Source organism: Parashewanella spongiae (assembly GCF_004358345.1).
Classification (GTDB): Bacteria; Pseudomonadota; Gammaproteobacteria; order Enterobacterales; family Shewanellaceae; genus Parashewanella; species Parashewanella spongiae.
Genome location: NZ_CP037952.1, coordinates 820,496 through 840,699, shown reverse-complemented (window position 1 = coordinate 840,699; position 20,204 = coordinate 820,496). Strand labels below are relative to the sequence as shown.

Sequence of the window (20,204 nt, the reverse complement as noted above, 5' to 3'; positions counted from 1 at the left end):
CATGAAGATGCTTGGTTTTAGAGAGGTTGCAAAGCATTTTCAACATTCACGGATACATGATAATGACGAACTGCAACTTTAGCGCACTAATATTCCAGTTCTAAAGGTGATATAGTCTGTTTTTTTTGCTGTAAAGTAAGCTAAAATCACTGAGTGCTGACAGTTTACATGAAACTTATTCCTATTCCAGCAAAAACACAAGATTAGATTCCGGGCAGGCCTGTGATTGTATTTAGATATTTAATCCGAGAAGTTTTTAAAGCTCAACTCGCTGTTTTAACAGTTTTACTCACCATTTTTATCAGTCAGCACTTTGTGAGAATTTTGGCCGATGCCACTGACGGCGATTTTCCCGCTTCACTCATAACCACTTTACTTGCGCTCGAACTGCCCACTTTAGCCGTGTTGATTTTACCTTTAAGCTTATTTCTTGGCATTATGTTGGCTCATGGTCGGATGTATGCAGAAAATGAAATGGTGGTATTTCATAGTGTAGGCATCAGTGAGTGGTACGTTACCCGTGTCACTTTGGCGGTCACAATATTTAATGTTGCAATTACCGCAGCATTATCACTTTATATTGCTCCTTGGGCAGAAGAACAGCAAAACGTATTACTTGAAAAAGCACAATCCGAAGCCGGACTATCTGCCATCATTCCCGGTCGATTTCAAACCAGTGCTAATGGTCGCGCAGTGCTGTTTATTGAAGATAAAGACAAAAAGAATAATTTAAGTAATGTATTTGTTGCGCAGCTACCTGAAAAAGATAATACCAGCGGCCAAACAAACATTGTGGTTGCTGAGTCTGGGCGTGTTGTCGAACGTCAAGATGGTGAGCAACAGTTAGTACTGGATCAAGGCGTACGCTATCAAGGCTCTCCTCACTCATTAAACTTCCAAGTTATCGAATTTGGCGGTTACCAAATGCAGATTCAAGACAGAGAAGTCGAAGAACGTCGACGTAAACTGTCTGCTATGTCTTCCTTTGAGCTTTTCAACACATCAGGTCCAGAGGCCGCTGCTGAGTTTCATTGGCGCGTGGCTATTCCTTTGGCCATTATCATGATGACCTTAATTGCCGTCCCCATGTCACGAGTGAATGTTCGTCAAGGCAAGTTCGCTAAGATGTTCCCAGCGATTTTGTTATATCTAGGTTATTTTGGAATGATGGTCGCAGCCAAAAAAGCACTGGAAGATGAAGTATACCCAAGCTATTTAGGCATGTGGTGGATTCATTTGTCTGCGTTCATCATAGCTGTTTTGCTGCTGAGTAAAGAACGTCCTATCGGTGCCAGAATGACCGGTTTGGTCAAAGAAAAAAATAAAAACAAGCCTAAGCAAGTAAAGGATGCAAAATGAAGATTCTTGACCTCTATATTGCACGGATCCTGATCAGCACTTCGGCATTATGCTTACTTATTTTAACTGGACTTTCAGGCATCATTAAATGGGTCGATCAGTTGCGTGTCGTCGGACGTGGTGCATACACCGTTCTCGATGCAGGGATTTATGTCCTTTTTCTTGTGCCCCGTGATATTGAGCTGTTCTTTCCTATGGCGGTGTTGCTAGGTGGACTCATTGGTTTAGGTATGCTCGCCTCAAACTCTGAGCTTGTAATCATGCAAGCTTCTGGCTTATCACGGTTGCAAATCACTTTCTCAGTAATGAAAACCGCCGTTCCACTAATGCTACTCGTTATGGCTCTCAGTGAATGGGGAGCGCCAGTTGCAGAGAAAAAAGCTTACGAGTTGAGAGCAAGCCGTATATCGAGTGGTAGTTTAATTAAGTCACGACAAGGGGTATGGGCGAAAGACGGGGAGTTTTTTGTCAATATCGGTCAAGTAAACAGCATAAACCGCTTATCGAACATTACACTATACAGCTTCGATGAACGGCATAAACTGCGCCACATGATCTTCGCCAAAAGCGCCGACTTCATTAGTGGGACGTGGAAAATGCACCAAGTGACGCAAACCCATTTAACCGATAGCAAAATCACTGACAGCAAACTGATAGAATATGATTGGCAATCAACCTTAACGCCAGACAAACTGAGCGTGGTTTCCGCAAAACCAGAATCATTGTCAATTCAAGGCCTAATTGATTATCTCGATTATTTGAAAATTAACCGCCAAGATGCAAGTCAGTATCAACTTGCTCTGTGGCGTAAAATCATGCAGCCCTTTACCGTTGCCGTGATGCTGTTGGTGGCTCTGTCATTTATTTTTGGACCCCTTCGAACTGTTACCATGGGTGCGCGGGTATTAATGGGTGTCATTGCTGGGTTTAGCTTTCATATCTGTAATCAAATTTTTGGTCCTCTCAGTTTGGTCTATGAATTATCACCGATTGTCGGTGCTGCAGCACCGAGTTTATTGTTCGCCATGATTGCTATTTACTTAATTAGGCGATAATAATGAAATATTTACAGGGAATAGGTTTATTACTATGGACAGTTGCATTGGCAATCATCTATTTTTGTTTTTCGATGTTAGCTGACGATATTGCAACTAGGTCAAAATCGTCAGGCGCTGCATTAATGCTGCCCATTGTTAGCATTTCTCTCCCAATGTTGATGACAGCAATAATTTGTATTCTGTTAAGTGGAGTAATCTTACTGAATAAAGGGCGCTGGGTTAGATCTGGATTTAATCGAAAAATTTGGTCTGCTGTTTATATTTTAAATGCGGTATTTGCTCTCACTTCGGTCGGTTTTATTTTGTATGCTATGGCTTCTGGACATATCCAAAATAAACTTTTTGATGAGACAACTAATGTGACTGCAAATAAGGTCAAATTTGCTACCTATAACGCCTCGTTTGATCGCACTTCAGCTGACACTCTGCCAGCAGAAATGGCGGCTGGTGATAACTTGCAAATTAAGCATGTCGCCGAAGTCATCCAACGTACACGTCCTGATGTATTACTACTCAACGAGTTTGATCACGATGGTTCAGGTAATGATTCGACGGTAGTTGAAAACTTTATCACTTACTATTTAAACCAGTCGCAGAATGGCGCTGAGGCTATTGATTATCCATATTTTTATATTGCTCCAACCAACACAGGTCTTGCCGAGCAGGATTTAAATGGCGATGGAAAAATAACACTTCCCACTGACGCCTACGGTTTTGGTTTTTATCATGGCCAATACGGCTTTATTGTCTTATCTAAATATGAACTTGTTACCGATAACTTAAGGAGTTTTCAACAATTCCTTTGGAAAGATATGCCAAACGCGGCATTGCCTGCTCGTGCTGACGGTACGCCTTATTACCAAGAAAGCACTTTAGAACATTTCCGTTTATCATCGAAAAACCACATTGATTTGCCAATTAGAATAAACGAAGACAAAACCATCCACTTATTAGCCATGCATCCTACCCCTCCAGTATTTGATGGTGACGAAGACAGAAATGGTCGCCGTAATCATGATGAAATTCGTCTTTTTTCTGATTATGTGAGTAACGACCCCAGACAAAGTACTTATCTCATTGACGATCAAGGCAACAAAGGTGGTTTAGGAACTAATGAGTCATTCATTATTGCCGGTGACTTGAATGCAGATCCCGCTGATGGCGACTCGTACCAATTTTCTATTAAACAATTGCTTAATCATCCCCGTATTGCTCAAGCTGTTGCAACTGGCGATATGATCCCTGCATCTACTGGTGGTACAGAGTATTTAACTCAAAAAACCTTTACCGGCACGCCAAATTATTGGACGCATTTATTTCCATTACGCTTAGACTATGTGTTGCCATCGGCTGACTTAAAAGTTGTCGATTCTGGAGTATATTGGCAAGCAAAAGGTGAAAAATACCGCTATTTATTTGAAAATAAAGCTGGAGAACAAGGTAAATCTGTTTCTTCAGATCACCGATTAGTCTGGGTTGATATTCAATTCAATTAGCGGGCGAGGAATTAAAGCCTACGAGATTAAAAATGAATTCCCCCGACAGAGGGGCGAGGTATCGTCACTCCAGCGAAGGCGGGAGTCTAGAGGCTTTTTCTTGTTTAGTGAAAGTCGCTGGATACCAGGCTACACAGGTATGACAAGGTACAAACCTTTTGTGTTAGTTCATCCCAAGGTGCGAAGAATTAAACCCGAAGTGATTAAATTAAATTAATCTTTAATTACATTCAATGACAACCTCTTTCTATTCCTTAAAATACCTTTTCAATTTGTTTTTTTACTCCCATTTTCTCTTGACCTTTAGTTTCATAAGATAGGTAATTAATATGGCATCTATCGCTTCTAACATTTCTACAGCTGAAAACATTTCGCTTCAGGTTTGGTTAAATCCTATCGAAGGCGAAACAAATACGATTGCAATTGGAGACCACACTTATACTTATTTTCCTAACGATAACAAAAGTTGGTTTAACCTCAATGAATGGGTTATAAAATTCCATTCAAGTGAACTGGATTCTGAAATTACAGCTGACACCAAAGTGCCTAAATCCGTTAAAAAGGAAATTGCGCTCATTGAAGCCGTTTTTGAAAGAGAGGGCGTTAAACACGAATCTTATTCTGAATTAGTATCAAAAGGAAGAATAACTATAGTCACAAAACAAGAATATATTCCTCCTTTAAAGAAAAATAAACAGCATGGCGATACAGACACTAAAGCACAGCAAACAAATACAGTTTCAGAAGCTTTAGCAACCACGACACGGAAAAAAAATAGCTCACAAATGAATGAATTATCAGCTACCAAAGATGATGATTATAGTCTCTGTCAAATAACAACCATTCCGAAAATAATCCATAAAAACTGGAGTAATATTAATGTCTTTATCCAAAGCCAACGAGGGGAGCGAATGAAACTAGTGGTTGAACACCTCTCACAAATACCATATGTTCCAGATCACATTTCGATGACCCGACCTCATCAACTATTTGGATTTTCGATAAAAAAACTACCAGAAAAACCAAGATACTATTGCCCAATTACCTTCCTTCCCTTAAGTAGCATTAATGCAATTCAAGTAAAAACACTTAATGCAGTGAGTCGCAAAGAAGTATGGAAAACAGTCTCTAGGACTGGAGCTCGACACATCATATTTTCAGAACCAGAAAACATGGATACTCGTGATTTTCTCTTTCACAAAAATGAGCTAACGGCTAGCGACTTCAGAGCCGTCACTTCTGACAATTTAACGTTAGATTCCGTTTTAACTGAAGTACCGAAAAGGAATGACAGCATGCCCATTTTGTCTGAGTAAGCCTAGGGCTGTTTATCTTTCAAGATTAAATTTTGTGCTATTTGAGCGTTTATCCTAAATAAATCGGTTGGGAGCGTTCATATACGCAGAAAAAATTACTGATAGCAAGGCATGAATAGCAGCAAGTAGTGGTTCTACTTGCAAAATTTATAACGCAGCTAGCGGTGATTTTGGCATGTATATGAATGTTCAGCACTCACCTAATAGGTGAATTAGGGTTGTTTAATTTTGTAACTAATTTCAATAAATTAAAGTTAAATTGTGCGTTCAAGTAGAGTAGGCTACTGGCTTCGCTATCGCTTATCCAGCAGCCCCTCTTCGATTCCGTGCATGAGGTTTTCCCTCACACGGCTCTGTTGTTACACTTCTCTCAGCCCCTTCACTTTGCTTATCATCTTGTCGTGGGTAAATACTCAAGACCAGCTTGGCGTAATTTTTCGTAAGCACCTCGTGATAGATACTTGCTTCGACGTTGACTTAAGCGACGATGCCAGCGATAGAACCGGTTTACTACAAATACATTTATTCTGAAAAATACACCTCTGGGATAACCTATCCCACCAAAATAGTGTTTCCATCCCCTCAGAACTTGATTAACCTTATTTATCAGTACGCCAAGTGTATTTGAGGTTCGGTGTTTCACTATGTCTCTGATTTTATTTTTCAGCTTTGTTTGGCTCTTCTTAGACGCCTGTATCTTGATGTAACTGGTGCCTTTGATGATGAGGCCTGTGATCCGTTGAAAGTTAAAACCGAGGAAATCAAACTCATTCATCAGCTTTCCCATATCCACACAGTGGGTTTTACTTTGATTTAGCTTCAGACCTTCATCACTTAATTGCTGTGTTATCCAGTCCAGTTGCTCTTGTGTGTAGGTTTGCTTATGAAGTACAACAAAATCATCTGCATAGGTAACGATTTTACACGGTGTTTTTTCGTGTATTTTCAAACAGAAATCGTTGAGATAGATGTTAGCCAGTAGTGGAGAGATAACTCCGCCTTGCGGAGTGCCACATCGGCTTGCTTCTATTCGCCATTTTCTGTTGACCGTCTCTACGCTGATGGGCGCTTTGATAAAGCTTTTCAGTAAACTCAGAAAGCTGCTGTCGCTTATTCGCCTTTCTACTTTTGCCATCAACTTAGCGTGCGGGATGGTATCGAAATAGGCACTCAAGTCAGCATCGAGTACGTGCTGGTAGCCTTGTTTTAGGCTCATTTCAATGACTTTTACCGCTTGCTGGGCGCTTCGACATGGACGATAACCATAACTGTGTTCATGTAAATGAGGTTCGTAGACGGGTTGCATCACTATTGTCATCGCCATTTGCACAATTCTGTCACTGATTATCGGGATCCCAAGTTTCCGCGTTTTGCCGTTGTCTTTGAGTATTTCTACTCGTTTGACTGGGCTAGGTCGATAGTTTTTCTGTTGTAATTGAGTTTGAATTTCTTTTAACAGCACAACGACTTTCTTTTGCTGCTCTAGATAACTGAATGTGATGCCATCAATTCCTGCTCCGCCTTTATTGGCTTTGCATCGTCGATAGGCTTCTTCGAGTATATCTAGGCGACTGAGTTTATCGTACAAGCTGTAAAATCGTAGCTCCGAGTTAAGCTTTGAGCGTAAGTAAAGTTTTCGCTGTAATATTCTGATATTTACTGGAGTGTTAGCCATATGGCAATTTCACCTCAAAAGTTACGTTAAAAACGGGTGTAACACTGAGCCCCTTCCCTGATGTGAAGTTATGTTGTCTTCACGGTTAACGGTACTATGGGCTCATCCGACTGCCTGAGCGCCCTATCTGAAATTTCGGTTTACCTTATATTCGGATAGTGGAAGTCACTACCTTCCAACACTCAGGCTCTCCCACGTTCACTTTATTTCCTTCAATACATGCCACTTCATATTACGCCGGAAGATCAAACAGATGCATTTACCAGTTGCTTCTCTGTTTGTGTCAGGGTTCGTCAACTAGGAAAGACTCCCCATCTTCATTTTTTGATTTACGACGCTTAACTGAATTCGCTTGATGCTGCGGCCTACATTGCATCTCAACCTTTATTCAAGGCCTTTGTCACAGGGCTTCATGTCATAGCGGTTACCCATTATGCATGCCCGTCAGATTTCGGGATGAACTGGTAATTATCCCGTCAGGTACGTTTCAACCTGATGGACTTATTATAAATAATAACGTTGCTGTCTCTGGTTTATGGCCATGTAATCGCTTGGCTGCGTATACGTTGAGACAAATCCCGCAACAGAATAAAGCGCTTCGTGGCGCTCCCTAGAAACATCAGTTGACTGCGTTCTCAAGCGTAGGAAAAATGCTGATATTAAGGCGTAGCTTGCAGCAAGTAGTTATTCTACTTGCAAAAGTTACAACGCAGATAGCAGCCATTTTAGCAAGCTTGTGAGCGTAGAGCATTTCACTCATTGGGTGAAAAACATGATAATAAAGTCATCATATTGCTCAAATAGTTACGCGTATACTCAGCGTTCAACTGATGTTTTTAGGTTCAACCGATTTATTTAGATTTATCTGTTCAAGGCGTAAGCAATGAAGCTTAGTCATCTAAGTAAACGGGTTACAACACAGAACAGTGAACGCTCAAAAGCATCTTAGACAGCGTAAATTGGTCATTTCTACTGCGTTATCGCTTGCTTATTTGGAATACCAAACCGCACAAGCTCTGTCTTGTTTAAAACGACCAATTTATCGCTGCAAAAATAATCACGAAAGATAAACAGCCCCTAAGTAACAAAGATTAAGAAACTTCCGATTACTGCTAAATGCCATAAAATAAAATCAATTTAAATTGCTAAAAAACAAAGAGTTTAATATTCTAGTGGAGTACTTTAATTAAGTATTTAAACATAAGGATATGTTGATGGCGATTGCTAGTGTGCTTACAAGAGCCAGTTGTGGTGTAGATGCTCCTCCCGTCACCGTCGAAGTTCACCTGAGTAACGGATTACCTGCATTTAATCTTGTCGGCTTGCCCGAAACTTCAGTGAAAGAAGCTCGTGAGCGCGTTAGAAGCGCCTTAATCAATGCTGGATTTGAATTCCCCATGCGGCGGATCACCGTCAACCTTTCCCCTGCCGATCTCCCAAAACAAGGTGGCCGCTACGATTTACCCATTGCGATTGGCATTTTAGCCGCTTCAGAGCAAATCCCCCTAAACAGTCTAACAGGCCATGAATTTGTCGGTGAGCTCGCCCTATCAGGTCAAATTCAGCCCTGTACGGGGTTATTGCCCGTTATCATTGCCGCTAAAAATTGTGATCACAAACTCATTATGCCGTTAGCCAATCGGCATGATGCAGAGCTAGTAGACTATCACCAAGTCTTTTTTGCCAATCAACTTACACAAGTTTCAGCCTATTTACATGGCCAAGAAAAACTTGCGGGAGTTGATCCTAGAGCCGAGTGGATTTCACAAGATGATCAAACTCATCAATATTGCATGAGTGAAGTTATCGGACAATATCAAGCCAAACAAGCATTAGAGATTACAGCAGCCGGAGGACACAACCTATTGATGCTTGGCCCTCCGGGCACTGGTAAGACGATGCTAGCCAGTCGTGTTATGTCACTGCTGCCCCCATTAAGTTATGACGAAGCACTCGAAGTCGCTGCGATTCACTCTGTCGCCGGACAGAGCTTAACGCCAAAACAATTTTTCAATCGTCCATTCCGTTCACCCCATCATACAAGTTCTGGCATCTCTTTAGTAGGCGGTGGCAGCGTACCCAAGCCCGGAGAAATCTCTTTAGCCCACCAAGGCGTGTTGTTCCTTGATGAAGTCGCTGAATTTCCGAGAAAAGTGTTAGATTGTTTACGTGAGCCAATGGAGACTGGTGAAATCATTATTTCACGGGCGGCCGCCAAATTGACTTTTATGAGTCGTTTTCAGCTCATTGCCGCGTTAAACCCAAGTCCCTGTGGTGATGTCGATGACCAAAGCCGTGCTTCTCCGGTGCAAATTCATCGATATCTATCCCGATTATCGGGCCCTTTTTTGGATAGATTTGATCTCACTATTGATGTCCCTAAGTTACCGCAAGGCACATTAACTCAAAAAGCAGAGAATTCAGAAACCAGTGTTTCAATCGCGAAAAGAGTCAAACTCGCAAGAGAGTCTCAATTAGCCCGAGCAGGTGTTTTAAACAGCCAACTCAGCGGTAAGCAGTTAAAACAAACCGGTGGTTTTAGCGAAGATGATTTAATATTCCTTGAACAAAGTGTCCACAAACTTGGGCTATCTGTTCGCAGCTTTCATCGACTGCAACGAGTTGCTCGAACCATTGCTGACTTACAAGGTGAGCGCCATGTCAATCGCAGTCATATTTCGCAAGCCTTGGGTTACCGCGCGATGGATCGATTGTTAACACGATTGAATAAATAGCAATTACCAACCATATCTTGAACTCATAGCGGATACAGGTAAGATAGCACTTTTGTTAATTTTAGAGTGAGATTATCTGTGGCTCTCCTACGTGGTTTGCTGGCATTTACCTGCTACGTCATTAATACCCTTTTTTGGATGCTTCCTATCCTCTGTGTCAGTGCATTAAAATTGTTGCCTTTAAACTCAATCACAAATGGTTGCAGTTACTTACTCGATCATTGTGCGAGTAATTGGATTTCAGTCAACGCCCTTATTGAACGGGTTTTTCACCCTGTTACTGTTAACGTCAGTGGCGCTCAGCATTTCTCAACTAAAGAATGGTATATGGTCACAGCCAATCACCAATCTTGGGTTGACATTCTCATTCTCCAAAGCATTTTTAACCGAAAAATTCCTTTTTTGAAGTTTTTCTTAAAAAAGGAACTCCTCTATGTACCGGTATTAGGATTGGCATGGTGGGCATTAGACTTTCCATTCATGCATCGTTATAGCACAAGCCAGCTTAGAAAAAATCCCAAGTTAAAAGGAAAAGACATTGAAGTGACTCGAGCTGCTTGTGCAAAATTTAAAAACAAACCTGTTAGTGTTATGAATTTTGTGGAAGGCACGCGTTTTTCTCCGCAGAAACATCAAAAGCAAAATTCCCCCTTCAAGCACCTTTTGCGACCAAAAGCCGGTGGAATGGCCTTCACACTCAGCGCCATGAATGATTGCATCAATAAGTTAATTGATGTCACTATTCATTACCCTGAAACCACGCCCAGTTTCTGGCAATACATCAGTGGACAAGTCAACCAAGTTTACGTGCATATTAGCGTCAATGATATTGATGAAAACATGAAAGGCGATTACGCCAACGATCGTAAATTTAAACAAGGTTTTCAACAATCTCTTACCGAACGTTGGAACAGTAAAGATCTCATTTTTGAACAACTCATAGAAAAATCAAAGGAAGGTCGAAAGTAGTATGTTAAGTTTCTTACCTGCACCAGTGCTTTATGTTATTAGTGGGCTCTTATTAATCCTAAATACGTTTTTATGTACTGTATTTTTGATCTCAGGTGGAGTACTTAAACTCATCCTTCCGTTTAAGCCAATTCAAACATCCATCACAAAAGTATTAAACAAGTTCATGTGGGCTTGGGCCAGCGGTAATGGCTTGATTTTAAAATTAACCTCTAATATTGAATGGGATGTTGAAGGCCTAGATTCGCTCAATAAAAATTCCTGGTATTTAGTTATCTGTAACCATGTAAGTGGCTTCGACATCGCCGCACAAACTTACGTGTTGCGCAACCATATTCCTATGCTTAAATTTTTTCTAAAACGTGAATTAATTTTTGTGCCTTTCATGGGGCTTGGTTGCTGGGCACTCGATATGCCCTTTATGAACCGCACTAGCTCTGCAAAACTTAAAAAAAATCCAAAATTGCGTGGAAAAGATTTAGCCACCACACGTCGTTCTTGTGAAAAATTTAAGCGTTTACCAACCTCAATAATGAATTATGTAGAAGGAAGCCGCTTTACCGAAGAAAAGCGCGAGCGTCAGAATTCGCCCTATCAACATTTATTACGTCCTAAAGCTGCTGGTATAGCCTTTGCACTGTCAGCAATGGGAGAGCAATTTAGCCAAGTGCTCAATATGACCTTGGTTTATCCCGATACACCAAATGATACCCTTGCCAAAGCGATGTCAGGCAAACTTAAAAAAGTCGTTGTACGTATAGAAGCCCTGCCTGTACCTGAAATCAATGATGAGCGCTATTTCAAAGAAAGTGAATATCGAGTCGAGTTCCAACGATGGCTTAATGGGCTTTGGGCAGAAAAGGATACTCAAATTGATGAGATCCTAAGTAATACCAATTACAGTAATTAACTTCCCACTCAGCAAGAGCTAAAGGATTTCAGTACAAGGCGCAAGTTTGAAGTACTATACTCCCTACGGCCGCCATACAAAACTGGCGTTCAACGCACTTAGTGCTTTTGTCGGGATAATTCAAAAACTTGGAACCTAGTAATGGAAACCTTTAGCCTTGCCCTTCGGGAGCTTGTATGTGTTCAAATTACTACGCAAAATTGTCTCAACGTAGCAATGTAATAACGACAGTTTTGTATGTCGGTAATAACTATGTCTTCATCATAGCCAAAGTACAAAAAGAATTTCAGAGGTCAAAGTAATCGAATCAGCCCTAACATTGTCAACAATAAACAATAAGTAATTACATATTACTGCTAATTACCTCCTAAAGCTTACTTGCAAGTTAACCTATTGTTGACAATGAGCTTGTAAAGTTCTAGTTTAAGCTTTATAGAATTCATTAACTCTTCATTTTCATGACAGATAAATCCAAAACTCTGGCTGATAAAATTTTATCTCAAATTCAAACCAGTATTATTACTGGTGAATTGGCTGCTGGCAGTAAAATTAATGAGCAGACATTAGCCGCAAAATATGGAATAAGTCGTGGCCCGACTCGTGAGGCTTTACAAACTCTAGAAAGGCAACGTTTGGTCGTTCGCGTACCACATGTAGGTGCTAGAGTCGCACAGCTCACCATCAATGAATTGAACCAGCTTTATCAATTACGCAGTGTTTTGGAAGGAATGGCTTGCGAACTGACAGCCAAAAATATTACGTCTGCACAACTTGTCGAACTCCACGCTTTATTAGATCGTCAACAATCGGCTCTCGATGCAGGCGATTATGACTTCCAACAGCAAAGTGAAATCGACTTTCATTATCAAATTATTAAAGCCAGTGGTAATCGTCACCTGCAAGAAACATTAATCGGTAACCTTTACCACTTATTGCGCATGTATCGTTATCAATGCAGTAATAATAGACGTCCCACGAGTGCGATAGCAGAGCATAAGAGGATTGTTGAAGCGATTGCCGATCGCGATGGTCAACTGGCTAATATTTTAATGCAGCGACACATTGAAAAAGGCCGTAAGAATACTGAACTTAAACTCATCGAGCGGCAACAGCAGCAAGCCGCCACAGAGACACTTTTAGCAAATTAATTATTGAGCCATGAGCTAAAGTGTCTCCATACAATTACAAGGATACCACCATGAAACAAAGCGCAGGATTACGTTTTCGCCAAGCCGTAGCCAATGCTAAACCATTGCAAATTGTCGGTACGACTAATGCTTACTTTGCACTAATGGCTGAGCACACAGGCTTCCAAGCTCTATACCTATCTGGTGCTGGTGTCGCTAATGCGTCTTATGGATTGCCTGATTTAGGCATGACGTCAATGAATGACGTCATTATAGATGCCAGCCGAATTACGTCGGCTACTGATTTACCATTGTTGGTGGACATTGATACTGGTTGGGGCGGTGCATTCAATATAGCCCGTACCATTCAAGAATTTGAAAAAGCTGGTGTAGCCGCTGTACATATGGAAGATCAAGTATCGCAAAAACGTTGTGGCCATCGTCCAAATAAAGCCGTGGTAAGTACAGCAGAAATGGTCGATAGAATCAAAGCGGCTGTTGATGCACGCACCGATGAAAACTTTGTCATCATGGCTCGTACTGACGCTGTCGCCGTTGAAGGACTAGAAGCAGGAATTGCTCGCGCTAAAGCCTACGTGGAAGCAGGTGCAGATATGATTTTCGCAGAAGCCTTAACGGAACTTGAGCAATATCGTCATTTCAGAGCCGAAGTCAAGGTGCCTATTCTTGCGAATATGACTGAGTTCGGTAAAACGGAGTTATTCGATAAAGAAGCGTTATCTGAAGCTGGCGCTGATATGATTTTGTATCCACTGAGCACCTTCCGAGCAGCAAACCAAGCGGCATTAAATGTGATGCAAGCCTTGAAAGATGACGGCCATCAGCGCAATGTTGTCGACACTATGCAAACTCGTGCTGATCTATATGAACACCTTGGTTATCACGTCTTTGAAAACAAGCTTGATGCCCTATTTAGCGAAGATAAATAGAAGCATATAAAAAGCTTAACAAAGATAAATAGACGAAAGTCCAATAGCTTAACAATACGCAGTTTGAAACGATAACAACAACCATTACCTTACAACAATGGAAGAATTTAGACATGACAGATAAAAAGCTGAGCGGCGCAGGCCTACGAGGCCAAAGCGCTGGCGAAACCGCACTAAGTACAGTAGGAAAATCAGGCTCAGGGTTAACCTATCGAGGTTATGATTTAAAAGATCTCGCTGATAATGTCTGTTTTGAAGAAGTCGCCTACTTAATATTAAAAGGCGAATTACCAAACCAGCAGCAACTCAATGAATACGTCATAAAATTAAAAAGCTTGCGCGGACTGCCAACCGCATTAAAAGAAGTGCTAGAGCGTATTCCTGCAGATACACATCCTATGGATGTGATGCGAACGGGCTGCTCTATGTTAGGCAATTTAGAACCTGAGCACAGTTTTAACGAGCAAAATGAAGCCGCAGATCGCTTACTGGCCGCTTTCCCTTCAATTATTTGTTATTGGTATCGTTTCAGCCACGATGGCGTTCGCATTGAGACTGAAACTGACGACGAACATATTGGCGCCCATTTCTTACACTTGTTACATAGTAAAAAACCAAGCGATTTACATGCAAAAGTCATGGACTCTTCATTGATCCTTTACGCTGAGCATGAATTCAATGCCTCAACCTTTACAGGTCGTGTATGCGCGTCAACCTTGTCAGATATGCATTCTTGTGTAACTGGCGCTATTGGTTCTTTACGTGGCCCGCTGCACGGTGGTGCAAACGAAGCCGCAATGGCATTGATTGAAAATCTAAAAGATGAGCAAGATGCCCGTGACACTCTCGCTGGAATGCTGGCTCGTAAAGATAAAATCATGGGCTTTGGACATGCGATTTATCGTGAGTCAGATCCACGTAATGCCATCATCAAATCATGGTCTGAACAACTTGCCGCCGACTTCGGTGACGACCGTTTATACCGCGTATCCGTCGCTTGTGAATCAATTATGTGGGAGCAAAAGAAACTGTTTTGTAATGCTGACTTCTTCCATGCTTCGGCTTATCACTACATGGGTATTCCTACTGAATTATTTACGCCTATCTTCGTCTGTTCACGCTTAACAGGTTGGGCCGCACACGTGATGGAACAACGCTCAAACAACCGCATTATTCGTCCAAGCGCCGATTACGTTGGGGAAGAACCACGCCGCGTAAAGCCAATCGCTGAACGTTAATCACCGATGCTTTGTACTAATCAAGCCTTGCTTACTTTATATCAGCAAGGCTTTTTGTTTCTAACTCGGCAATAGACCGAGCACAGTGTGTGGAAAGACTCATGAATACTAAATTCCGTAAACCGCTTGCAGATACTCAGCTTGACTACTTTGATACTGAGGCCGCAATTAACTCAATTTCAGAAGATGCTTATAAACACCTTCCTTACACTTCAAAAATTCTTGCCGAACAGCTCGTACGTCGTTGCTCTCCAGAGACATTAACCGATTCACTCAAACAGTTAATTGAACGCAAACGCGACTTAGACTTTCCATGGTATCCAGCTCGTGTGGTGTGCCATGATATTTTGGGGCAAACCGCCCTTGTTGATTTAGCAGGACTACGTGACGCCATTGCCGAAAAAGGTGGCGACCCATCTTTAGTTAACCCTGTCGTACCCACACAACTGATCGTAGATCATTCACTGGCCGTCGAAGCGGCTGGATTTGATCCTGAAGCATTCGACAAAAACCGCGCCATTGAAGATCGCCGTAATGAAGACCGTTTCCATTTCATCGAATGGTGCAAAACCTCATTTAAAAATGTTGATGTTATCCCAGCGGGTAACGGAATAATGCATCAGATCAACTTAGAGAAAATGTCACCAGTAGTACAATCACGTGACGGGATTGCATTCCCTGATACCTGTGTCGGTACCGACAGCCATACTCCGCATATTGATGCCCTTGGCGTGATTGCATTGGGGGTTGGTGGCCTCGAAGCTGAAACCGTCATGTTAGGTCGCCCTTCTATGATGCGCCTACCTGATATTGTTGGTGTTAAGCTCACAGGCCAACGCCAAGAAGGCATTACCGCAACCGATATCGTGCTCGCACTGACTGAGTTTTTACGTGAACAACGAGTTGTATCTACCTATTTAGAATTTTTCGGTGATGGTGTGCCCGCGCTTACCATAGGTGATAGAGCCACGATTTCAAACATGACTCCAGAATTTGGTGCATCCGCGGGTATGTTCTACATCGATGAGCAAACCATCGACTACTTAAAGCTCACTGGTCGCGAACCAGAGCAAGTAGCTTTAGTTGAGAACTTTGCCAAGACCACTGGTTTATGGGCCGATGACATGAGCGAAGCCCAGTACGAGCGAGTATTAGAGTTCGATTTATCCAGCGTATGCCGTAACATGGCAGGGCCTTCCAACCCACATCGCCGCTTACCAACAACTGATCTTGCCAAACGCGGCATTGCAACAGAATGGAAAAAAGAGCAAGGCGTAATGCCAGATGGCGCGGTGATCATCGCAGCCATTACTTCTTGTACCAATACCAGTAATCCCCGAAATGTTGTTGCTGCAGGATTGGTAGCAAAGAAAGCCAATGAACTCGGATTAGTCCGCCAGCCTTGGGTGAAAACATCATTTGCACCAGGCTCAAAAGTGGCGCGTTTATACCTTGAAGCCTCGGATCTCTTGCCTGAACTAGAAAAACTTGGATTTGGTATTGTCGGTTATGCCTGCACCACATGTAATGGCATGAGCGGTGCTTTAGATCCAAAAATTCAGCAAGAAATTATTGACCGAGATCTCTACTCAACCGCTGTACTATCTGGCAATCGTAACTTCGATGGCCGTATTCACCCTTATGCTAAACAAGCCTTTTTAGCGTCGCCGCCGCTTGTTGTTGCCTATGCGATTGCTGGCACCATGCGTTTTGATATCGAAAAAGACACCTTAGGTCATGATCAAAACGGCAATCCAATCACTCTTAAAGACGTTTGGCCAACAGATGCAGAAATCGATGCGATAGTGCGTGACTTTGTTAAGCCTGAGCAGTTCAAGCAAGTGTACATTCAAATGTTTAACTTAGGTGATGCCGAGCAAGCTCCAAGCCCTTTGTACGACTGGCGTCCAACGACCACTTACATTCGCCGACCTCCCTATTGGGAAGGCGCCTTGGCGGGCGAGCGCACCATGAAAGGCATGCGACCATTAGCCGTATTAGGCGACAATATCACTACCGATCACCTATCACCTTCTAACGCTATCTTGGCCACCAGTGCCGCTGGCGAATACCTTGCAAAAATGGGGTTGCCAGAAGAAGACTTCAACTCCTACGCCACTCACCGTGGGGATCACCTCACTGCTCAACGAGCGACATTTGCGAATCCTAAATTGTTGAATGAAATGTGTCTGGATAATAATGGCAAAGTTATTCAAGGCTCATTAGCCCGTATTGAGCCTGAAGGCCAACAAGTGCGTATGTGGGAAGCCATCGAAACCTATATGGATCGCAAACAACCACTGATTATTGTGGCTGGTGCCGATTATGGCCAAGGTTCATCACGTGATTGGGCTGCTAAAGGTGTTCGTTTGGCTGGTGTTGAAGCTATAGCAGCTGAAGGGTTTGAGCGTATTCATCGTACTAATTTGGTCGGAATGGGTGTGCTTCCTCTTGAGTTTAAAGCCGGTACTAACCGTAAAACCCTTGGGCTAGATGGCACCGAAACCTACGATGTATTAGGTACTCCAGCACCGCTTGCCACCCTAACATTACGCATAAACCGCGCAAATGGTGAACAAATCGACGTACCAATGACCTGCCGCTTAGATACCGCTGAAGAAGTACATGTATACAGCGCTGGTGGTGTTCTGCAGCGTTTCGCTCAGGACTTTTTAGAGTCGTATGGTTAAGTAATACCAATTACAGTTATTAAATACTCAACTCACAGCCATGTATGTGCTCAAAGTGCAAGTGAAATTGATGAAGACATAGTTGTTACCGAAAGACAAAACTGTCGTTATTACATTGCTACGTCAAGACAATTTTGAGAAGTAATACCAATTACAGTAATTGGTATAATAGACACTCGGGGCTTTGCCTCGGCTTTTTAAAGGATGCTCACATGAGTTTTGCACCACAAATTAAAGTAGCCGCTACTTATATGCGCGGCGGAACCAGTAAAGGGGTGTTTTTTCGTTTGCAAGATCTGCCAACCGAAGCACAAACCGCTGGAGGAGTCAGAGATAATCTGCTTATGCGCGTAATTGGTAGCCCAGATCCATACGCAAAACAAACGGATGGCATGGGCGGTGCGACTTCCAGTACCAGTAAGACAGTAATAGTAGCCAAAGCGGATGATGGTGAGCATGACGTCAATTACCTTTTTGGTCAAGTCGCTATCGATAAAGCGTTTGTCGATTGGAGCGGAAATTGCGGTAACTTATCATCAGCAGTTGGGGCTTTTGCCATTCACAGTGGTTTTATTGATGCCAAAAAATTACCACAAAATGGCATCGCCACGGTTAAAATCTGGCAACAAAATATCGGTAAAACCATCATAGCTAAAATCCCCATGACTAAAGGCGAAGTGCAAGAAACAGGTAATTTCGAACTAGACGGTGTGACCTTTCCCGCCGCAGAAATTGAACTTGAATTTATCGATCCAGCGGATAAGTCTGCAAGCTTATTCCCAACGGGAAACTTAGTCGATGATCTCATTGTTCCTGATGTTGGCACCTTTAAAGCTACCATGATCAACTCAGGTATCCCCACCATTTTTGTTAATGCTGAAGACATCGGCTATCACGGCACCGAGTTACAGGATGATATCAATAATGATGAACAAGTCTTAGCTCGATTCGAAACCATCCGCGCTTATGGGGCGGTAAAAATGGGATTAATCAGAGATATTTCAGAAGCCAAGCAGCGACAGCATACCCCTAAAATTGCTTTTGTTTCTCAACCTAAGACTTACCAAGCTTCTAGCGGTAAAACCATAATTGAAACTGACGTTGATTTATTAGTCCGCGCTATGTCAATGGGTAAATTACACCATGCCATGATGGGTACAGCTGCTGTGGCGATTGGCACCGCAGCCGCCATTCCCGGTACTTTAGTTAATTTAGCCGCTGGTGGCGGTGAAAAACAAAGTGTTCGTTTTGGCCACCCTTCTGGCACATTAAAAGTCGGAGCCGCAGCAACAAAAATAGATTCACAATGGAGCGTAGATAAAGCCATTATGAGCCGCACAGCACGAATATTGATGGAAGGCTGGGTGAGAGTGCCTAATTAAACTTATACTATTAATTATAGAAAGTTAGCTCTTGCTGAGTGAGAGGTTAATTACTGAAATAGGTAATATTAAGAAACAACAAATTAAGCATTTGTTGTTTCTTTTCTTTTTTACAATACCTTCCATAACAGCTTCCATCAGGATTATACCAACCATAGCTCAACGGTTTAATATCACTGATTCTAAACAATAATTAATATGACTTATCTAAGTTTTTCTTGTAAAAACATGTCGTAACAACTTCAAACATTTAGTGAAAACTCTAGTTTCACTCATTATGCATCACGAAAGAGAGGCTCTATGGCTACATCGGCTAGTAATACCAATGTAACAGTAAACGCAACTTATGACAGAGCGATGCAAACCCTAGAGTTTAAAAATAAAGCCGAACTAGCTGCAATAAAAACATTACCCCTTGATGAGCAATCAAAAGCTAAATGCACATTAAGAGTAACTTTTACTGATGAAAGCAAGTATCAACAATACACGATTTCAATGAAAAAACACGGACGAAACTATCTAGATACGGCCCGTAAACGTGACACTAAAACCGAAACAACTCTAATATTCGGTAAATTCTTCTCACAGTTAAATAGTTATAAAGCTCCTAAACCACAAACAACCAAGACTCACCGAACAGCAAGTAACAGCAATTACAACGGCTCTCAAGGTGTACTAGAGAAGTCAGAAACAGAACCAAGTACAACACAAGCTCTTTATCCAAGCTATATACCTCTTTCCAGTAATTCTTTAGAAAGTTCCCAAAAACACTCTATAGGGCTTAAAGAAGCAGTAATGTCATATTCTAGCGTTGCTTCAGCCCAACCAAAAAAACAATTAGTTTCCCCACAGCCAGAATTTAACTACCAAGCTGCGCACCGTTTTTTGTGTGAACACCTAGCTGTGGAGTTAAAAGAATATTCTTTAGAAGAATTTAAGTCTGCGGTCGACGAAAACCCAAGCTGGAAACCTTTACTCAGCACTGTTGATACAACTAAATGCGAGCACATCAAACAAAGCATTGCAGTATACCTGCATAAGCATAAGCCAATTAGTGATGAACCTGTTCCTGACTTTGATTATGATAAAGCATTCGAGTTCGCTCAGACTTTAGACTATGGGTTTAAAGACTGGGCCAATAAAGAAACGTTTAAAACAATTATGGACGAACACCCACAATGGAAAGCCGCTTTTCATCACAACCGCGGTTGTGATGATATTAAAGAAGCATTTTTCGAAAAAATGCTAAACTCATCTATAACAGACATTTCTGAAAAAATTGGCGATGTTAAGCCTTAG

At 42.0% G+C, this 20,204-nt stretch carries 14 protein-coding genes; 13 read left to right on the top strand and 1 reads right to left on the bottom strand.

The window, feature by feature from the left end; all coding sequences use genetic code 11:
* Positions 1-222: 222 nt before the first annotated feature.
* The 4 genes from lptF to E2I05_RS02985 all read left to right on the top strand — a co-directional run bounded on the left by lptF (position 223) and on the right by E2I05_RS02985 (position 5,229).
* Complete coding sequence (lptF, locus tag E2I05_RS03000) at positions 223-1,359, top strand: LPS export ABC transporter permease LptF (RefSeq protein ID WP_133309460.1); 1,137 nt, start codon at positions 223-225, stop codon at positions 1,357-1,359.
* The gene (gene lptG, locus E2I05_RS02995) at positions 1,356-2,414 is read left to right on the top strand and encodes an LPS export ABC transporter permease LptG (RefSeq protein WP_133309459.1); all 1,059 of its coding nucleotides are present in this window, start codon (positions 1,356-1,358) and stop codon (positions 2,412-2,414) included. Before lptF ends, lptG begins: the two co-directional genes overlap by 4 nt.
* A 2-nt stretch (positions 2,415-2,416) precedes the next feature.
* A complete protein-coding gene (locus tag E2I05_RS02990; protein WP_133309458.1) occupies positions 2,417-3,913 on the top strand; it encodes an endonuclease/exonuclease/phosphatase family protein in 1,497 nt (498 codons plus the stop codon).
* A 329-nt stretch (positions 3,914-4,242) separates the two neighbouring features.
* Positions 4,243-5,229, top strand: coding sequence for a hypothetical protein (locus E2I05_RS02985; protein ID WP_133309457.1), 987 nt, complete (start codon positions 4,243-4,245; stop codon positions 5,227-5,229).
* Positions 5,230-5,620: 391 nt separating this feature from the next.
* Here E2I05_RS02985 and ltrA read toward each other — a convergent pair whose 3' ends face one another.
* Positions 5,621-6,904: a group II intron reverse transcriptase/maturase gene (gene ltrA, locus E2I05_RS02980; RefSeq protein WP_133309456.1), complete on the bottom strand. Its 1,284-nt coding sequence runs from the start codon at positions 6,902-6,904 to the stop codon at positions 5,621-5,623.
* 1,214 nt (positions 6,905-8,118) lie between these two features.
* Between ltrA and E2I05_RS02975 the strand changes: the two genes are divergently transcribed.
* The 9 genes from E2I05_RS02975 to E2I05_RS02935 all read left to right on the top strand — a co-directional run bounded on the left by E2I05_RS02975 (position 8,119) and on the right by E2I05_RS02935 (position 20,204).
* Positions 8,119-9,639: a YifB family Mg chelatase-like AAA ATPase gene (locus E2I05_RS02975; RefSeq protein WP_121854486.1), complete on the top strand. Its 1,521-nt coding sequence runs from the start codon at positions 8,119-8,121 to the stop codon at positions 9,637-9,639.
* A 66-nt stretch (positions 9,640-9,705) separates the two neighbouring features.
* Positions 9,706-10,608: an acyltransferase gene (locus E2I05_RS02970; protein ID WP_121854487.1), complete on the top strand. Its 903-nt coding sequence runs from the start codon at positions 9,706-9,708 to the stop codon at positions 10,606-10,608.
* A 1-nt stretch (position 10,609) separates the two neighbouring features.
* Positions 10,610-11,518, top strand: a complete 909-nt coding sequence (locus E2I05_RS02965; RefSeq protein ID WP_121854488.1) for an acyltransferase — start codon at positions 10,610-10,612, stop codon at positions 11,516-11,518.
* A 458-nt stretch (positions 11,519-11,976) separates the two neighbouring features.
* A complete protein-coding gene (locus tag E2I05_RS02960) occupies positions 11,977-12,666 on the top strand; it encodes a GntR family transcriptional regulator (protein WP_121854489.1) in 690 nt (229 codons plus the stop codon).
* A 50-nt stretch (positions 12,667-12,716) separates the two neighbouring features.
* Positions 12,717-13,595: a methylisocitrate lyase gene (gene prpB, locus E2I05_RS02955; RefSeq protein WP_121854490.1), complete on the top strand. Its 879-nt coding sequence runs from the start codon at positions 12,717-12,719 to the stop codon at positions 13,593-13,595.
* A 113-nt stretch (positions 13,596-13,708) separates the two neighbouring features.
* Positions 13,709-14,833, top strand: coding sequence for a bifunctional 2-methylcitrate synthase/citrate synthase (prpC, locus tag E2I05_RS02950; protein WP_121854491.1), 1,125 nt, complete (start codon positions 13,709-13,711; stop codon positions 14,831-14,833).
* A gap of 101 nt (positions 14,834-14,934) precedes the next feature.
* Positions 14,935-17,523 (top strand): Fe/S-dependent 2-methylisocitrate dehydratase AcnD, encoded by a 2,589-nt coding sequence (gene acnD / locus E2I05_RS02945; RefSeq protein ID WP_165905540.1) that lies wholly within the window; start codon positions 14,935-14,937, stop codon positions 17,521-17,523.
* A 212-nt stretch (positions 17,524-17,735) separates the two neighbouring features.
* Positions 17,736-18,905, top strand: coding sequence for a 2-methylaconitate cis-trans isomerase PrpF (prpF, locus tag E2I05_RS02940; protein WP_121854493.1), 1,170 nt, complete (start codon positions 17,736-17,738; stop codon positions 18,903-18,905).
* 300 nt (positions 18,906-19,205) lie between these two features.
* Positions 19,206-20,204: a hypothetical protein gene (locus E2I05_RS02935; protein ID WP_121854494.1), complete on the top strand. Its 999-nt coding sequence runs from the start codon at positions 19,206-19,208 to the stop codon at positions 20,202-20,204.

Coding starts and splice junctions, on each gene's coding strand:
- lptG (WP_133309459.1), top strand. CDS start 1,356: ATGAAGATTCTTGACCTCTATATTGCACGGATCCTGATCAGCACTTCG.
- E2I05_RS02990 (WP_133309458.1), top strand. CDS start 2,417: ATGAAATATTTACAGGGAATAGGTTTATTACTATGGACAGTTGCATTG.
- E2I05_RS02985 (WP_133309457.1), top strand. CDS start 4,243: ATGGCATCTATCGCTTCTAACATTTCTACAGCTGAAAACATTTCGCTT.
- ltrA (WP_133309456.1), bottom strand. CDS start 6,904: ATGGCTAACACTCCAGTAAATATCAGAATATTACAGCGAAAACTTTAC.
- E2I05_RS02975 (WP_121854486.1), top strand. CDS start 8,119: ATGGCGATTGCTAGTGTGCTTACAAGAGCCAGTTGTGGTGTAGATGCT.
- E2I05_RS02965 (WP_121854488.1), top strand. CDS start 10,610: ATGTTAAGTTTCTTACCTGCACCAGTGCTTTATGTTATTAGTGGGCTC.
- E2I05_RS02960 (WP_121854489.1), top strand. CDS start 11,977: ATGACAGATAAATCCAAAACTCTGGCTGATAAAATTTTATCTCAAATT.
- prpB (WP_121854490.1), top strand. CDS start 12,717: ATGAAACAAAGCGCAGGATTACGTTTTCGCCAAGCCGTAGCCAATGCT.
- prpC (WP_121854491.1), top strand. CDS start 13,709: ATGACAGATAAAAAGCTGAGCGGCGCAGGCCTACGAGGCCAAAGCGCT.
- acnD (WP_165905540.1), top strand. CDS start 14,935: ATGAATACTAAATTCCGTAAACCGCTTGCAGATACTCAGCTTGACTAC.
- prpF (WP_121854493.1), top strand. CDS start 17,736: ATGAGTTTTGCACCACAAATTAAAGTAGCCGCTACTTATATGCGCGGC.
- E2I05_RS02935 (WP_121854494.1), top strand. CDS start 19,206: ATGGCTACATCGGCTAGTAATACCAATGTAACAGTAAACGCAACTTAT.